Genomic DNA, 17,496 nt, shown 5'->3' with positions numbered 1-17,496 from the left:
GGGGTATATTTATATAGTATAAATTTATTAGAATTTTGTGATAGCATGTCAATTATTATTAATATTTAATGATGAATAATGAATAATTGAGGTAGAATTAATTATTCATCTTTCATTTATTGTAAAAAAATAAAGCGTACATCTTTATATAGGAATCCTATATAAAGGTGTACGCTTTAAATCAAAATTATTTTCCGGATTTTTTTAATTTTATTCTTTGAGTTGCTCTAAGCAATGCTGATTCAGCTCTTTCTCTGTTATATCTTTCAGCTTCTGAAAGTCTCTTCTTCGCTCTTTGCATTGATTCCTCTGCTCTTTGAATATCAATATCTTCTTCAAATTCAGCTGCATCACTGCAGATTGTCATTTTATTTTCATTGATATATACAATTGATGTTGAAATGAATAACTCATCTTCAGCACCTTGAGCATCTTTAAATCTTGCTATACATGGAATAGTACTCGCTATCATGTTTTCATGGTTTGCTAATACTTCAAAGTCTCCATCAATATTCTTTAAAAATACTTTTTCAACTTCTCCAGTATAAACCTCATGACTTGGTGTAGTCACTGTTAGTAAAAAGGTATTAGCCATAATTGCTCATCCCCTTTATCCTAAAGTTTTTGCTTTTGCTATAACATCGTCTATAGTTCCTGCAAATAAGAATGCTGATTCTGGTAAATCATCATATTTACCTTCAAGAATCTCTCTGAATCCTCTTATTGTTTCTTTTACTGGAACGTATTTTCCTTGCATTCCTGTAAATTGTTCAGCAACTGTAAATGATTGAGATAAGAATCTTTGAATTCTTCTTGCTCTAGCTACGACAGCCTTATCTTCATCAGATAATTCATCTACACCTAGGATAGCTATAATATCTTGTAATTCTTTATATTTTTCAAGAACGTGTTTAACGTCTGAAGCTACTTTATAATGTTCTTCTCCAACTATTCTTGGATCTAATATTCTTGAAGTAGATTCTAGTGGATCTACTGCAGGATATATACCAAGCTCAGCTATACTTCTAGATAAAACTGTAGTTGCATCTAGATGGGAGAATGTTGTCGCTGGCGCTGGGTCAGTTAAGTCATCGGCAGGAACGTATACCGCTTGAACTGATGTGATAGAACCATTAACTGTTGATGTAATTCTTTCTTGAAGTGCACCCATTTCAGTTGCAAGTGTTGGTTGGTAACCAACGGCTGATGGTGTTCTTCCAAGTAAAGCTGAAACCTCAGAACCTGCTTGAGTATATCTAAATATGTTATCTATGAATAGTAACACGTCTTGACCTTTATCTCTAAAGTACTCAGCCATAGTAAGTCCTGTTAAAGCAACTCTCATTCTAGCTCCAGGTGGTTCATTCATTTGACCAAATACTAGTGCAGTCTTACTGATAACCCCTGATTCCATCATTTCATGGTACAAGTCATTACCTTCTCTTGATCTTTCACCAACTCCAGTAAATACTGATAATCCACCATGTTCTTTTGCTATATTGTTAATTAATTCTTGAATAAGAACTGTTTTACCAACTCCAGCTCCTCCAAATAGACCTATCTTACCACCTTTTTGATATGGTGCAAGTAAATCTACAACCTTAATTCCTGTTTCGAACATTTCTGGTTCAACAGATTGATCTTTAAAGCTAGGAGCTGGTCTATGAATTGGATATTGTTGTTTAATATCAACATTTCCACAATTATCAATAGGTTCCCCTAAAACATTAAATAATCTTCCTAATACTTCTTCCCCTACTGGTACAGAAATAGCTTCTCCTGTATCAACAGCTTCCATTCCTCTTTTTAATCCTTCTGTAGCTGACATGGCAATAGTTCTAACTATATCATCACCAACGTGTTGTTCAACTTCAGCTACTAATGTACTCTCTCCCATATTAATATTAATAGCATTATATAAATTTGGAAGAGAATCTGAATCAAATTTTATATCTATTACCGGTCCAATTACTTGAACTACTTTTCCTATCTTTCCAGGCATAAGATACCTCCTTACTAATTTTGAGCTGCTGCTCCTCCAACAATTTCACTTATTTCTTGAGTGATAGCACCTTGTCTAATTCTATTAAACCTAAGTTTTAATTCAGATAATAAATCTTCTGCATTCTTAGTAGCTCCATCCATAGCTGTCATTCTAGAACTTTGTTCACTACATTTAGAACTTAATAAAATGCCTCTGATTTTTCCCTTTAGATAGATATTAAGAGAATTTTCTAATACCAATTCTAAATTAGGTTCAACATGACTTTTTTGTACTTTACCTTCAACTTTTTGTATAGGTAAAATTTTCTCTGCTTTTTGCACTTGTTTAACTGGTGATACAAAATCAGAATACACAATATTAACTTCAGAAACTTCTCCATTCAGATACATTTCAAGAGCTTTATCGAATATAACCTTTGCTTCTCTTACTGTTGGAATATCTGAAATATCCACATATTCTGCTACAGTTTGAAGCTTAGTTCTCTTGATGTAGCTAAGTCCCTTACTTCCAACTACCATTACTTTAGCAGTATCTTTATCATTACCTATTACAGAATCTAAATAAGCTACTACATTAGCATTAAATCCACCACATAATCCTGAATCAGATGTCACTACTACATATAATTTATTAGGACTGTTATTTCCATCAAAATAAACGTTAGCACCTTCTTCTGACGCAGTTGTTGCAAGATTTCTTACTATTGGTTCAGTCGATTCAGTAAATTTTTTATTTACTAACAACTCTTTTCTAGATTTTCTAAGCTTTGAAGTGGCAACAAGCCCCATGGCATTTGTAATTTTCTTTGTGTTTTCTACTGACTTAATTCTCTTTTTTATATCAAGAAGTCCAGCTGCACCCATGATTTCCACCTCCTAAAGAAGGGCATAGCTCAATTTAAGCTATGCTTCTTGTAAAAATACCTTTTTAAATTCAACTATTGCTTCTTCTAATGATGATTTAATTTCATCAGTTAAAGTTTTTCCAGTAATAATTGATTTTTCAATATCTCTATAATGAGTATCTAAATACTCTAAGAATCCTTTTTCAAATTTCTTAATATCACTAACTTTAATGTCAGATAAGAAGTCATTAACTGCAGCATATAAGATTACAATTTGCTTTCCAACTTCAATTGGACTATATTGGTCTTGCTTTAATACTTCAACTAATCTCTTACCTTTTTCAAGTCTTCTGCTAGAATCGGCATCTAAGTCAGAACCAAATTGAGCAAATGCTTCTAATTCTCTGTATTGTGCAAGTTCAAGTCTTAATGTACCTGAAACTTGTTTCATTGCTTTAATTTGAGCATTACCACCAACTCTGGATACTGATATACCTGCATTTACGGCTGGTCTTTGTCCTGCATAGAATAATCCTGATTCTAAGAATATTTGACCATCTGTAATTGATATAACGTTAGTTGGAATGTACGCTGTAACGTCTCCAGCTTGTGTTTCTATTATAGGAAGTGCTGTTAATGAACCACCGCCTAATTCCTTAGATAACTTAGCTGCTCTTTCAAGTAATCTTGAGTGAATATAGAAAACATCCCCTGGATAAGCTTCTCTTCCTGGTGGTCTCTTAAGTAATAATGACATTGATCTATAAGCTACCGCATGTTTAGATAAATCATCATATATAACTAAGACATCTTTTCCTTGGTGCATAAAGTATTCACCTATACTACATCCTGCATAAGGAGCAAGATATTGAAGTGGAGCAGATTCTGATGCTGTAGCACTTACTACGATACTGTAATCCATAGCACCAAATTCAGTTAAAGTATTTACTATATGTGCAACTGTAGATTGTTTTTGACCTATAGCAACATATATACAAATAACATCTTTACCTTTTTGGTTTATTATAGTATCTATTCCGATAGCTGTTTTACCAGTTTGTCTATCTCCTATTATAAGTTCTCTTTGTCCTCTACCAATTGGAATCATTGAATCGATAGCTTTAATTCCTGTTTGTAGTGGTTGATTAACTGAACTTCTGTCGATGATACTTGGAGCATGAACCTCAATAGGTCTATTTTCATTTGTAAGTATTGGGCCTTTACCGTCTATAGGCATTCCCAATGCATTTACAACTCTTCCAATCATTGCATCACCAACTGGAACTTCAACTATTCTTCCAGTTCCTTTAACGATGTCACCTTCTTTTATTCCTTTTTCTTCTCCTAAAAGAACGCATCCAACATTATCTTGTTCAAGGTTTAAAGCCATTCCATATACTTCGTTAGGGAATTCTAATAATTCCCCTCCCATACAATTATCCAATCCATAAACTCTTGCAACACCATCACCAATTTGGATGATAGTACCAGAATCTACTGTTTTTATTTCTTTTTCATACTTTTCTATTTCTTTTTTTATAATAGAAGTTATTTCTTCTGGTTTAATATTCATGGATTCACCTCTATTCCTTCTTAAGCATTATTTCTTTCATTTCTTCTATTTTTGATTTAATAGTATCATCAATAACATCATTTCCAACACTTACATAAACTCCACCTAAAATGCTTTTATCCACTTGAGTGTCGAAGATTATTGTTTTATCATACTTTTCTTCAAATATAGCTTTTAACTTTTCTAATTCTTCTGGCAAAAGTGGTATAGCTGTTTTTACTACACCCTTTATGATATTCTTTCTTTCCAGATCAATTTTTTCCATCTGGTCAAGCTTTCCTCTTAGTTGAAGAATTCTATTCTTTTCAATTAAAACAATCATAAAAGAAAGTAAATCGTCATCTATATTGCCTTTAAAAATGTCCGTAAAAAGCTGTTTCTTTTTAGTTGTATTAACATGAGGATGTCTGATTACTTCTTGAAAATCTTTATTATTTTCAAGCAAATCACATATTGATCTCAAGTCATTTAAATATTCATCAACTCTGCCCTTTTTTTCAGCAACTTCATAAATAGCTAAGGCATATCGCCTATCTAAATATTCATACATACTACATACCTACCTTAGCAATAAAATCACCAATAAGTTTTCTATGTGTATCTTCATCAATTTTTTGATCTAATGCTTTAATTGAAAGTTCTACTGCTAAATCTACTGCTTGTTTTCTAATTTCGAATTCAGCTTTTTCCTTTTCTCTTTCAATTTCAAGTATAGCTCTTTCTTTTAATGAGTTTGCTTCATTTTTGGCATTATCAATGATTTCTTCATAAATTTTATCGCCTTTTTGCTTTTGTCTTTCAGTAATCTTTTTACCTTCTTCTTTAGCCGATTGTAATATCTGTTCATTTTTTAGAAGGTACATTCTAGCCTTTTCAGAATCTTCATCTGCCTTAGCTAATTTATCATCTACATATTTTTGTCTTTCAGCAATTATTCCTTTGATCTTATCCCAAAAGAAATATTTTAAGATTAAAATTATAGCAATTAAATTAACCCAGGTCATTATAATTGTTGATAATTCCATTTCCATATTTACCTATATCCTCCCTTCGGAGTCAATATTATTAACTCATACGAATTCATCATTTAATAATTATCTTCCCATTACCATGAATGCAACGATTAATCCATAGATTGCTGTTGCTTCTGAAAGTGCTGCTCCTAAAATTAACATTGTTTGAATTTTTCCTGATGCTTCTGGTTGTCTTCCTACAGCTTCTGCTGCCTTTCCAGTAGCTATACCTATACCTATTCCTGCTCCAATACCTGATAATACAGCAATACCAGCTGCTAATAATCCTAAACTCATTAATACTTCCTCCTTAAAATAACAATTAATTTTTTATAGTTTTTAATGTTCTGCGATTACCTTAATGTTAATCATTGTTAACATTGAGAATACAATCATTTGAAGTGCTCCATCGAACAAATCAAAATATGCGTGTACTATAATTGGCGAACCAAATTGAGCAAGCATACCAATTGAACCTAGTGCATGATACACTAATTCTACTAGTACTACTGCTGCCATCATATTACCAAAAAGCCGTAGTGATAAAGATATCAAAAGTACGAATCTTTCCATAATATTAATTGGTAACATGAATGCATATGGGTGCATAAAACCTCTACCATAAGCAACTAATCCATGTTTCTTGATAGCATTTAGATTTACAACCAAAAATGAAGTAAATGCTAATGATACTGTTACACTTAAATCTGCTGTAGGTGGTTTCACACCTAGTAATCCAGTGAAATTTAAGATAAGAAGATAAATCATCAAAGTACCTATATAAGGTAAAAACGATTCATATTCTTCGCCCATAATGCCAACTTGAAGGTCACGTATACCTTGATAAAGTTTTTCTAAAGCTGACTGCGTTTTGTTTGGCTTTAGCTTTAGATTTCTTGTTAATAGAAAAGCACCTATTCCTAAAATTAAAATAACACACCATTGTATTAATATACTTGAAGTAATATTAATGGTAATGCCAAAAATCTCAGGTGAAAATATAGGCTTTACGGATTCCAACCTAAACACTTCCTTTCCTATTTTTTATGCCCAAAACTACCAACAGTATATAGTGTGTAATAAATCCTGCGACATAAAAAATCATAAGATTCATACTTTTTGCCATTGGTATTATAGTAATTACTATAAATCCCAATCTCAAAAAATAGCTAGCAGTAATTAAAAATTGCTTTTTATTTTGCTCGAGACATGTCGAAATAACATACCCACTTACAAAATAATTTACCGCCGCTACACATATTCCCGCCAAATAGCCTCCAGCATTCATGAAAGTAGAAATTATCCCTATAACTAAAGCTATAAATAATCCGCTTCCTAAATCGAATTGTACTTGTTGCAGAAGTAGTTTATTCATTACTTTATTCATGCATAACCCCCTTTACCCTCAATATGACATATTATATCTTTTTATTTATCTTTTAACAAAACGCAATTTTAGATTAAATTTACTCCATTATGCGCCTTGAAGAAGATTAGCTTGTTAATACTCCAAATTTCTCATCTAATATTGCACTTTTCTCTATTTTGCTTCATTTTTGAAATTTTTCATTTTAAATTATTCATTTTTTTCAATTTTCTATCACATGATTTTTTTTTGTTTTTTTAGTGTTAACAGTTACATTCCATAAAATGTAATAATAAATTAAAAATATTATCGCTTTTTCAACATAAATACCATTATAATCCCTTAATACTATTGTATTTAATGTTATAGCTTTTATACTAGTGAATATATAAACTATTTCTTATTCAATATTTATTTTTTTTATAACCTTAGATTCAATCACTAATATTTTTATTCAATTCCAATAAGTCCTTGAATAAACTGCACTATAGCGTATTTAAAACGCCTTTTTAGTGTTTTTTTGTTTAAAATTTTAATATACAAAATCCAAATTAATTTAATCAATAGTTTAATTTATACATAACCACTTATAAATATTCATGGAAATTCTTTTTCAAACAAAACAATGTTTATATATTGAAATTTTTACTATTTATATAATCTTAACTAATCTTATAGTCATTTTCAATAGTTATTTCCAATTAAATTAAATAAATATATATAAAATAAATTTATATTTAACATTTTTCAATAAAAATGTTGAAATTCATCAAACATTTCTACTAAGTTCTTCTATTCTATTTCGAAATTAAACACCTATTAATGACAATTGACTTAACTCTTTCCCAGTTCAATAATCTTTGCTATTTCTATATAAGTGAAAAGGTTACTATGAATATCACAGTAACCTTTTTATTAACTAGAGCAGGAAACTTCTTATACTCTTTCAACTACAAGAGCAGTTCCCATTCCTCCACCTATACAAAGTGTTGCAAGACCTTTCTTAGCATCTCTCTTTTCCATTTCGTGAAGAAGAGTAACTAAAATTCTTGCTCCTGATGCTCCAACTGGATGACCTAAAGCAATTGCTCCACCATTTACATTAACTTTTGACATATCAAATTTTAAATCTTTAGCAACTGCTAAACTTTGAGCTGCAAAAGCTTCATTAGCTTCAATTAAATCTAAATCTTCAACAGTTAAGTTAGCTTTTTCTAAAGCTGCTTTAGTTGCATGGAATGGTCCATATCCCATTATAGCTGGATCTAATCCCTTAGAACCATAAGAAAGGATTTTAGCTAATGGCTTAATTCCTAATTCTGCTGCTTTTTCTGCACTCATAACAACGAAAGCTGCTGCTCCATCATTAATTCCTGATGCATTACCTGCAGTTACTGTACCGTCTTTAACGAAAGCTGGTTTTAATTTTGCTAAAGATTCTGCAGTTGTTCCGAATCTTGGGAACTCATCTGTATCAAATACTTTTGGTTCTCCTTTTCTTTGTGGAATAACAACTGGAACTATTTCATCTTTGAATTTTCCTTCTTTGATTGCTGCTTCAGCTTTAGCTTGAGATGCAGCTGCAAATTGATCTTGTTCTTCTCTTGTTAATCCCCATTGTTTAGCTATGTTTTCAGCTGTTTGACCCATATGATAATTGTTGAATGCATCCCATAATGCATCGTTTATCATTGTATCGATCATTTTTCCATCGCCCATTCTTTGACCAAATCTAGCTGTTTTTAAAGCATATGGTGCAGCAGACATGTTTTCCATACCACCTGCAACAATAACATCAGCATCTCCTGCTTTGATCATTTGAGCTGCTAAACTAACTGCTCTAAGACCTGATCCACAAACTTTGTTTATTGTCATAGCTGAAACTTCTTGTGGTAATCCAGCTTTAATTGTTGCTTGTCTTGCTGTATTTTGTCCAAGACCAGCTTGAATTACATTACCCATAATTACTTCTTCAATTAATTCTGGTTTAACTCCAGCTCTGTTTACTGCTTCTTTAATTACTAAAGCTCCTAAATCTACTGCTGGTACATCCTTTAATGCTCCCCCAAAACTACCTAATGCTGTTCTTACTGCACTTACAATAACTACATCTCTCATTGTTGACCTCCTAAAAATTCAAAAATTATTTTATTAACTTTCGTTAAATTATTAACATAATCTAATTATAACCATTATCAAATTTTTTATCAAGAGTTTATTGTTAAATTTTAGACAAACTTTATCTATTAAATTCTTTTACTTCTTTAGTACTTAATTCAAAGTATTTTAATATAGCATCAACTATTCTTTTTGATGCTATTCCATCACCATATGGATTGATTGATTTGCTCATTTTAGAATATGCCTCTGGATTCCTTAATAATTCATTTGCTTCATTCACTATCTTTTCAATATCTGTTCCAACTAATTTAACTGTTCCAGCATCAACAGCTTCTGGTCTTTCTGTAACATCTCTTAATACTAATACTGGCTTTCCTAAATGAGGTGCTTCTTCTTGTAATCCACCTGAATCTGTCATAACCATAAATGACTTATTCATTAAATTATGAGTTTCTTTAGTATCTAATGGAGCTAATAAATGGATTCTATCATTTCCTCCAAGCCTTTCAAACACTACATCCTTAACAACAGGATTTAAATGAACTAAATATACTAACTCTACATCTTCATTTTGTTCAACAATCTTATTTAATGCAATACAGATATTTTTAATTCCTTCTCCCCAGTTTTCCCTTCTGTGAGCTGTTATCATTATTACTTTTTTATTATTAAAATCAATATCATTCAATACATCATTCTCAAAAACATAATTTTCTTCAACAGTATGTTTCATAGCATCGATTACAGTATTGCCTGTAATATATATATCGCTTTCTGGTATTGCTTCTCTAAGCAAATTGTCTTTCGACCCCTTTGTTGGAGCAAAATGCAAATCTGCTAAGCTTCCTGTTAATTTTCTATTCATTTCTTCTGGGAATGGAAAATACTTATTAAAAGTTCTAAGCCCTGCTTCAACATGACCAACTTTAATTTGTTGATAAAATGCTGCAAGCGCTCCAGCAAAAGTAGTTGTAGTATCTCCATGAACTAAAATCATATCAGGTTTTTCGTTTTCAAATACTTCCTCTAAGCCTTCTAAAACCTTTCCAGTTATTCCTGTTAACGTTTGTCTTGTTTGCATTATGTTTAAATCAAAATCTGGTTTAATATCAAATAATTCTAAAACTTGATCTAACATTTCTCTATGTTGCGCTGTCACACAAACCTTTGATTCAATTTCTTCTCTTTTTTCCAATTCCTTTACTAAAGGTGCCATTTTAATAGCCTCAGGTCTAGTTCCAAAAATAGTAATAATCTTTTTCTTACTCAAATTATTCCCTCCATTGATTCAGTTAACAGTTAACAATTAACAGTTAACAATTATAGTAGAAATATTTCTATTCCATTTCTACCTATTTCTATTAACTGAAATCATACTGTTAACATTTATAAGTTAACTAACACTTAAAAATCTCTTAACCAATATTTGTTATGATTTTTAAAAAAATATATATATCTTATCAATTATATTTTTAATTCAATCATTCTGCTGTATTTAAACATTTTCTTAACTACAAAACATCTAAAATCAGCAAATCTAAATTAACTGTTAACTATTCTCTGTTAACTCCTAACTGACCTAATATCCTGCTTCTTTTACCATTTGTAAAGAATCATCATCATTTATCCAGGTCTCTACACTTATTTCTCTGCATTCTTCCTTTGATTCTCTTATTACTACATGTGAAATTCCTGCGTTAATAATTAATCTCTTACACATGGAGCAAGAATTGGCATCTCTGACATATTCCTTAGTCTTTGCATCTTTTCCAACTAAATATAACGTAGCACCAATCATATCTCTTCTGGAAGCACTAATAATAGCATTAGCTTCACTATGAACACTTCTACAAAGTTCATAATGAGTTCCTCTTGGAACTTTAAGTTCCTCTCTTACGCATTTGTTTAAATCAATACAATTTTTCCTACCTCTTGGTGCTCCAGTGTAGCCTGTTGAAATTATTTCATCATTTTTTACAATTATAGAACCATAATTTCTTCTAAGACAAGTTCCTCTTTCCAAAACTGTTTCTGCAATATCTAAATAATAGTTTTCTTTATCACGCCTATCCAATTTTATCTTCCCCCATAGTGTTTTTAACTAATCTAAATATATCAGATTTATTTAAAATTAACTAATCTTTATCTAATTATATTTCAGGTTCTGATTAAGTCAAAAACTTTAATCAGAACCTTATATTTATAAGTACAATTTTTCTTAAAACAAAATAAATTTATTTAGTACCAAATAATCTATCTCCAGCATCTCCTAGACCTGGCACTATATATCCATGTTCATTTAATTTTTCATCTACTGCTGCTAAATAAATATCAACATCATCATGAGCTTTTTGAACTGCTGCTATTCCTTCTGGTGCTCCAACTAAACACATTAATTTCAAGTTTTTAGCTCCTCTGTTTTTTAACATAGTAAGAGCATCTATTGATGATCCACCTGTTGCAAGCATTGGGTCAACAACTATTATATCTCTTTCTGCTATGTCTTGAGGCATTTTGCAGAAATACTCAACTGGTTGAAGTGTCTTTTCATCTCTATATAATCCAATATGTCCAACCTTAGCTGCTGGAATTAAATTAAGAACTCCATCTACCATTCCAAGTCCTGCTCTTAAAATAGGAACTACCGCCATCTTTTTACCTGCAAGCATTTTACATTTTGTTAAGGCTACTGGAGTTTTTACTTCAACTTCTTCCATGCTTAAATCTCTTGTTACTTCATAAGCCATTAACATAGAAATTTCTTCTACTAGTTTTCTAAAATCCTTTGAACCTGTTTTTTCATCTCTTAAAAACGCCAACTTATGTAATATTAGTGGGTGACTTATTTCTACAACTTTACTCATTATTTATTATTCCTCCAAATTTCACTTTTTTTATTTATAGCCCTATATATTAAATTTCAACTTATTTTACGCTTATTTTATATTTTAATTAACAATGAACAATTCTAAATAAAATCTAACGAGAATACTTTTCCTCAATAGCTGTAATTTTATCTATTCTTTTTTGATGTCTGTCACCTTCAAATTTTGATGTTATGAAAGTTTTTACTATATCTAAAGCAAGACCGCCCCCAACTACTCTTTGACCCATTGTTAATATGTTGGCATTATTGTGTTCTCTAGTTGCATGTGCACTAAATGTATCTGAACATAATGCAGCTCTGATTCCTGGAACTTTATTAGCTGCAATTCCTATTCCTATTCCAGTGCCACAAACTAAAATACCAAATTCATATTCTTTGGCAGCAACAGCTTCCGCTACTGGCAGTGCAATGTCTGGATAATCACAAGAATCTGTTGTATATGTACCAAAATCTTTTACCTCATGATTTTCACTTTCTAAGAATTTAATGATTTCTTGTTTTAACTCAAATGCACCATGATCGCATCCAATTGCAATTTTCATAATTAAATCACCCTCCGAATTATAGTTTAGTCTTAACAGTTATATATAAAATATTCTAGCGAATATTAATTAACATTTAATTATAATAGTAAATCATTAGCAACTTAAGTTCTTAATTTAGAAAGAAGTTTCTAATTTCATCCTAGCCACTTTTTACAGTTAATTATCAACGGATATAACGTCAAATCCAGCTGCCTTCTTTAATCTATTCATAATGGCTATCCCAACACCTTTTTCTTCGTAACCTTCTGCTAAAATCAAGTCAGCACCTAAATCATCACATTTTCTTAAGGCTTCAAATAAACTTCTTGCAACGGTAGATAAATTTTCTCTACTTCCCAAAACTATGCTTATTCCTTCTGTATATTGTTTTACATTTTCTTCTACAGTCAAAATACACACTTTTTTACCGTTTTCTATATTATAGTGTACCATTTCTTTAATTTTTTCAATAGTTTTTTTTCTATCTCCAGAAATTATTGTAACTTTTGCATTAGGTGCATAATGTCTATACTTCATTCCTGGTGCTTTAGGCTTTAAATCCTTGTTTGGTTTCTGCATTACAGCCTTGTCAATTTCAATTCTTGAATCCACTTCTTTAAGCATTTCTAATGTAATTCCTCCTGGTCTTAAAACCATTGGAGGGTCTAAAGTACAATCAACAATAGTTGACTCTACTCCTATATGGCTCTGTTCTCCACCTATTATGCAGTCCACCTTTCCTTCCAAATCTTCTATACATCTTTGGAAATCAGTTGGACTTGGCCTTCCACTTATGTTTGCTGAAGGTGCTGCAATAGTTGTATCTGAGAATTCTATTAGCTTTCTAGCTATTAAATCATCTGGCATTCTAATACCAATAGAATCTAAATTAGCACTAGTTACATTTGGTATTATATCCTTTTTTCTTAGAATTATAGTAAGTGGACCCGGCCAAAATTTATCCATCAATTTCTCAGCTGATTCTGGTACTTCTTTTGCATACAATTCCACATTTTTAGATGCAACATGAATTATAAGTGGATTATCTTGCGGTCTTCCCTTTGCTTCAAATATCTTCTTTACAGCTTCTGAATTGAGACCATCAGCTCCTAATCCATAAACTGTTTCTGTTGGAAATACTACAGTGCCTCCTGCTTTGATAATTTCTGCTGCTTCTCTTATTTTTATTTCATCTTCTTTTTCATTTTTAATTACAATAATTTTTGTATCCAAGCTAGTTTCCCCCCTCTTTAATTAGTAAATAATTAATGGTGAATAGCAATTTTTATTATTTTAGAAAAGCCCTTACGCTTTTCAGCCTTAAATACTAACTAGTTCTAATTTCTGAATTGCATAAAAGGTTCTAGATTGTGACAGAACCACTCTCTTTTTATAGTTTTAACTCTTAACTGATTTTTTTAAACTATAAGCTGCCCTCTGGCAATCTTTATATTTTGTATACTATCATCTGTATAAATTGCTTTAACACAGTTTTTATATATAGAATCCAGCAAAAGATATTTTTTTAAGCCGCCTCTTTTTACTATTTGAAAATAATAATCTTTTTTAGGATTCTGTTGTTTTATAGCTTCATATTGTTCACTAATCTGTGGATACTTCTTAAGAAAATTTTGATCTACTGGTCTTAATGCTCTATTTTTAAAAGCGATACTAGCAATTATAACTATTTCTAAGTCATAGTCAGATTTACCAGTATGCACCAAAGCTACCTTATCACAAATAATTAAATACTCCTTAGAAGAAATACCTGTTTTAAATATAAGTCTATTATTTGAACATCTATATTCAACTTTATAACCATTTAGCTTAATTATAATTGCTGCAATTATTAATAACTCAATAACCCCTACATAGCTAACATAAAACATACTAGTTAATCCTGTTAATGCAATTGTCATTGGAAGAATAAATGCAATAATAGCCATCATTATTAAGAATATCTTCAAATTCGATCGTTCTTTTTTTATAGCTTTATATATATCCATCTTAAATCCTCCATAGTTAAAGTCATATTAATCTATATTACTATAAATGTTATAAAATCTTAGATTCAAATAGGGACATACCTTCATTTAAATTAAATTTTCAAATCAAAACAACTAAATAATAAATATAATATAAACTACCTATTAATTTATTATTCCGACATAATTAAAAACAAATATTATTTCTCTACATACACCTAAAGCCCTACATTTTTAATGCAAGGCTTTTAGAATATCACTACACTTGTGTATTTCCCATTAGTTTCATTTTTTCAGCTTGGTCTGCTGTAATTAGGGCATTTATCATTTCATCAAGATCCCCACTTAAAAATGTTTCTAACTTATATAATGTTAGTCCTATTCTATGGTCTGTAACTCTTCCTTGTGGATAATTATAAGTTCTTATTCTTTCGCTTCTATCCCCAGTTCCAACTTGGCTCTTTCTATCTTCAGCTATTCCTTCAGCTCTTTCCCTTTCTGCTGCTTCATAAAGTCTTGATTTTAAAACCTTCATAGCCTTTTCTTTATTTTTTAATTGTGATTTTTCATCCTGACATGAAACTACAAGTCCAGTAGGTAAATGTGTAATTCTAACAGCCGAATCTGTAGTATTAACGCATTGTCCTCCATTTCCTGAAGCTCTAAATACATCAATTCTTATATCTTTATCTAAAACTTCTATTTCAACGTCATCAACTTCTGCAAGCACTGCAACTGTTACTGTTGAGGTATGAATTCTTCCACTTGATTCCGTATCTGGTACTCTTTGTACTCTGTGAACTCCACTTTCATATTTTAATTTAGAATAAGCACCGTTACCTTTAATCATAAATACAACTTCTTTGAATCCACCAAGATCTGTTTCATTTAAACTCATGATTTCTGTAGACCATCTTTGAGTTTCTGCAAATCTTGTATACATTCTAAATAAGTTGTATGCAAATAGTGCTGCTTCTTCACCACCAGCACCACCTCTAATTTCAACAAATACGTTCTTTTCATCATTAGGGTCTTTAGGTAATAATAATATTTGTATTTGAGTTTCTAATTCTGCCTGTCTTTCTGTAAGATATGCTATTTCTTCATTAAGCATTTCTCTCATTTCCTTGTCACTTTCGCTGCTCAACATATCTTTGTTAGCTTGTAAGTCTTCAATAACCTTCTTATATTCTCTATAAGCATTTACTATAATCTCTAAATCAGAATGCTCTTTACAAAGCTTTCTCCATTCATTTTGATTTTGCATTATTGATGGATCACTGATTTTTACTGATAATTCATCATATTTATTTTCTATAAATTCTAATTTATCTAATAACATTTAATCACTCCGTATATCATTTTTCACATTTCTACATTATAACACAGATTAGGTCAGTTAACAATTAACTGCTATAACCATTCTGTCTAAAGATGCAAAGTCCTTAATAACTCTTATATCTTTAAAACCTTCTTCTTCTACCAAGGATTTTATGGCTTCTCCTTGATTATATCCTATTTCAAATGCTAATATGCCATTTTCTTTTAATACCTTCTTGCTTTGAACAATTATTTTTCTATAAAACTCTAAACCATCAACACCTCCGCTTAAAGCAGTATGTGGTTCATAATTTTTAACATCCTCCATAAGCTTGCCTATTTCCGCTTCTTCTATATAAGGAGGGTTTGAAACTATTATGTCATACATTTTTCCATCTTCTATAGGCTTTTCTAACAAATCGCTCTTTATAAAATCAACCCTATCCTTCAAAGAATTTTTTTCTACATTAATTAAGGAAACTTTTTCTGGAATAGGATAATAATCTATTAAATCCACCTTTATATTCTTTCTTAAATGAGCTAGAGCTATACCAATAGCACCAGAACCCGAGCATAAATCGCAAACATTTTTTTCTTCATTTTCTTCTATGTTTTTAAGCACTTCTTCAACTAGAAGTTCTGTATCATCTCTTGGAATCAAAACACCTTCTTCAACGTACAACTCAAGACCCATAAACTCACATTTATTTAAAATGTATTTTACTGGCATCTTTTTTCTGCGTTTTTCAATAAGTGCAAAATATTTTTCAGCATCTTCCGAATTTACTGTATCATCATTGTGACTTATTAAATAAACTCTGTTTTTTTCAATTATGCTTCCAAGCAATAATTCTGCATCTAATCTTGCTGTGTCAATTCCATTGTCTTTCAACGTAACTGTACCAGTATTTATTAATTCTTCAATTGTTTTATCTGGATCTTTAATTCCTTCTGCTGCCTTTAAAGAAGCAATTGCAACTTCAATTTGAGAATCGTCTGGTTCTTTAGTTGTTAATAATTGAAGCTTAAGACCTGGATAAGCAATTATTTTAGCCAAGGCATTTTCATTTCTTCCAAGCCATTTGATAAGTTCATAGCTTATTCCTGTTACTACAGGTATCATTAATATTCTTATTGCTAATCTTTCTATAATTCCTCCCCAGCCTGTGAAAGAAAAAATTGCAATACTAACAAACATTATTAAAAATAAAAAGTTAGTTCCACATCTTGGATGAAGTCTTGGCTGTTTTCTAACATTTTCTACTGTTAGCTCCTCCATTGCTTCATAACAAAAAATAGTTTTATGTTCAGCACCATGATATTGAAATACTCGGTATATATCACTAAGTTTGCTTATAAGATACATATATAATAGTAGAATTATTATTCTTACAGCTGCTTCAATTAAATTTAGTGCCACATGGGATATTCCCGTATTTTTAAAAAATGATGCTATTCCTGTTGGCAGTGCAACAAAAAGACCTATTGCAAAAATAAATGAAACAAACATTGTAACACTTATTATTATGTCATTAGCTTTCTGACCAAATTTTTTCTCAAGCCAAATTTCAAATTTTGTAGGTTCTTCAGTTCCATCATCTATAAATGCAGCTGAATAATTTAATGAATCCATCCCAACCTTCATTGATTCTATTAATATAAAAAATCCTCTAAGGAAAGGAATATTTAAAAACGGATATTTTTTAGTTATTGGTCTATTGTCCTTATATTCTATTTCTATATTTCCTTTTGGAGTTCTAACAGCCGTAGCAAGACTTTTACTTCCTCGCATCATAACGCCTTCAATAACAGCTTGACCTCCAACATCACATCTTCTCATTACAAAAATCACTTACTC

18 protein-coding genes are annotated in these 17,496 nt (G+C 30.9%); all 18 read right to left on the bottom strand.

The genetic code is table 11. From position 1 onward, the window contains the following. Positions 1-187: 187 nt before the first annotated feature. A complete protein-coding gene (atpC, locus tag GXK56_RS09555; RefSeq protein WP_160687236.1) occupies positions 188-595 on the bottom strand; it encodes an ATP synthase F1 subunit epsilon in 408 nt (135 codons plus the stop codon). Between the two features lie 15 nt (positions 596-610). Further along, on the bottom strand, positions 611-2,002 hold the full coding sequence (gene atpD, locus GXK56_RS09550; RefSeq protein WP_160687235.1) for a F0F1 ATP synthase subunit beta: 1,392 nt from the start codon (positions 2,000-2,002) through the stop codon (positions 611-613). A 14-nt stretch (positions 2,003-2,016) separates the two neighbouring features. Then, positions 2,017-2,868 (bottom strand): ATP synthase F1 subunit gamma, encoded by an 852-nt coding sequence (gene atpG, locus GXK56_RS09545; RefSeq protein ID WP_160687234.1) that lies wholly within the window; start codon positions 2,866-2,868, stop codon positions 2,017-2,019. A 39-nt stretch (positions 2,869-2,907) separates the two neighbouring features. After that, positions 2,908-4,422: a F0F1 ATP synthase subunit alpha gene (gene atpA, locus GXK56_RS09540; protein WP_160687233.1), complete on the bottom strand. Its 1,515-nt coding sequence runs from the start codon at positions 4,420-4,422 to the stop codon at positions 2,908-2,910. Positions 4,423-4,432: 10 nt separating this feature from the next. After that, entirely contained in the window at positions 4,433-4,972 is a 540-nt protein-coding gene (locus tag GXK56_RS09535) for a F0F1 ATP synthase subunit delta (protein WP_160687232.1), read from the bottom strand. A 1-nt stretch (position 4,973) separates the two neighbouring features. Further along, on the bottom strand, positions 4,974-5,453 hold the full coding sequence (locus tag GXK56_RS09530; RefSeq protein ID WP_160687231.1) for a F0F1 ATP synthase subunit B: 480 nt from the start codon (positions 5,451-5,453) through the stop codon (positions 4,974-4,976). Between the two features lie 63 nt (positions 5,454-5,516). Continuing rightward, entirely contained in the window at positions 5,517-5,732 is a 216-nt protein-coding gene (gene atpE / locus GXK56_RS09525) for an ATP synthase F0 subunit C (RefSeq protein ID WP_160687230.1), read from the bottom strand. A 42-nt stretch (positions 5,733-5,774) separates the two neighbouring features. Next, on the bottom strand, positions 5,775-6,455 hold the full coding sequence (locus tag GXK56_RS09520) for a F0F1 ATP synthase subunit A (RefSeq protein ID WP_202127853.1): 681 nt from the start codon (positions 6,453-6,455) through the stop codon (positions 5,775-5,777). Between the two features lies 1 nt (position 6,456). Beyond that, positions 6,457-6,822 carry a hypothetical protein gene (locus tag GXK56_RS09515; protein ID WP_160687228.1) on the bottom strand — a complete coding sequence of 122 codons (366 nt, stop codon included), beginning with the start codon at positions 6,820-6,822 and terminating at the stop codon, positions 6,457-6,459. A gap of 915 nt (positions 6,823-7,737) precedes the next feature. Continuing rightward, positions 7,738-8,919 (bottom strand): acetyl-CoA C-acetyltransferase, encoded by a 1,182-nt coding sequence (locus GXK56_RS09510; RefSeq protein WP_160687227.1) that lies wholly within the window; start codon positions 8,917-8,919, stop codon positions 7,738-7,740. Positions 8,920-9,040: 121 nt separating this feature from the next. Next, the gene (gene wecB / locus GXK56_RS09505) at positions 9,041-10,192 is read right to left on the bottom strand and encodes a UDP-N-acetylglucosamine 2-epimerase (non-hydrolyzing) (RefSeq protein ID WP_160687226.1); all 1,152 of its coding nucleotides are present in this window, start codon (positions 10,190-10,192) and stop codon (positions 9,041-9,043) included. Between the two features lie 309 nt (positions 10,193-10,501). Further along, on the bottom strand, positions 10,502-10,996 hold the full coding sequence (locus tag GXK56_RS09500; protein ID WP_160687225.1) for a deaminase: 495 nt from the start codon (positions 10,994-10,996) through the stop codon (positions 10,502-10,504). A gap of 160 nt (positions 10,997-11,156) precedes the next feature. Continuing rightward, positions 11,157-11,786, bottom strand: coding sequence for a uracil phosphoribosyltransferase (gene upp, locus GXK56_RS09495; protein WP_160687224.1), 630 nt, complete (start codon positions 11,784-11,786; stop codon positions 11,157-11,159). Between the two features lie 115 nt (positions 11,787-11,901). Further along, the gene (gene rpiB, locus GXK56_RS09490; RefSeq protein WP_160687223.1) at positions 11,902-12,351 is read right to left on the bottom strand and encodes a ribose 5-phosphate isomerase B; all 450 of its coding nucleotides are present in this window, start codon (positions 12,349-12,351) and stop codon (positions 11,902-11,904) included. 159 nt (positions 12,352-12,510) lie between these two features. Beyond that, positions 12,511-13,566: an L-threonylcarbamoyladenylate synthase gene (locus GXK56_RS09485; RefSeq protein WP_160687222.1), complete on the bottom strand. Its 1,056-nt coding sequence runs from the start codon at positions 13,564-13,566 to the stop codon at positions 12,511-12,513. A gap of 185 nt (positions 13,567-13,751) precedes the next feature. After that, positions 13,752-14,339, bottom strand: a complete 588-nt coding sequence (locus tag GXK56_RS09480; protein WP_160687221.1) for a hypothetical protein — start codon at positions 14,337-14,339, stop codon at positions 13,752-13,754. A gap of 238 nt (positions 14,340-14,577) precedes the next feature. Then, a complete protein-coding gene (gene prfA, locus GXK56_RS09475; RefSeq protein WP_160687220.1) occupies positions 14,578-15,660 on the bottom strand; it encodes a peptide chain release factor 1 in 1,083 nt (360 codons plus the stop codon). Positions 15,661-15,717: 57 nt separating this feature from the next. Beyond that, complete coding sequence (gene prmC / locus GXK56_RS09470) at positions 15,718-17,478, bottom strand: peptide chain release factor N(5)-glutamine methyltransferase (RefSeq protein ID WP_160687219.1); 1,761 nt, start codon at positions 17,476-17,478, stop codon at positions 15,718-15,720. Positions 17,479-17,496 lie beyond the last annotated feature (18 nt).

The organism is Clostridium sp. C2-6-12 (genome assembly GCF_009928485.1).
Taxonomy (GTDB): domain Bacteria; phylum Bacillota; class Clostridia; order Clostridiales; family Clostridiaceae; genus Clostridium.
The sequence above is the reverse complement of the archived record's forward strand: the minus strand, read 5'-3'. Positions and strand labels throughout refer to the sequence as shown.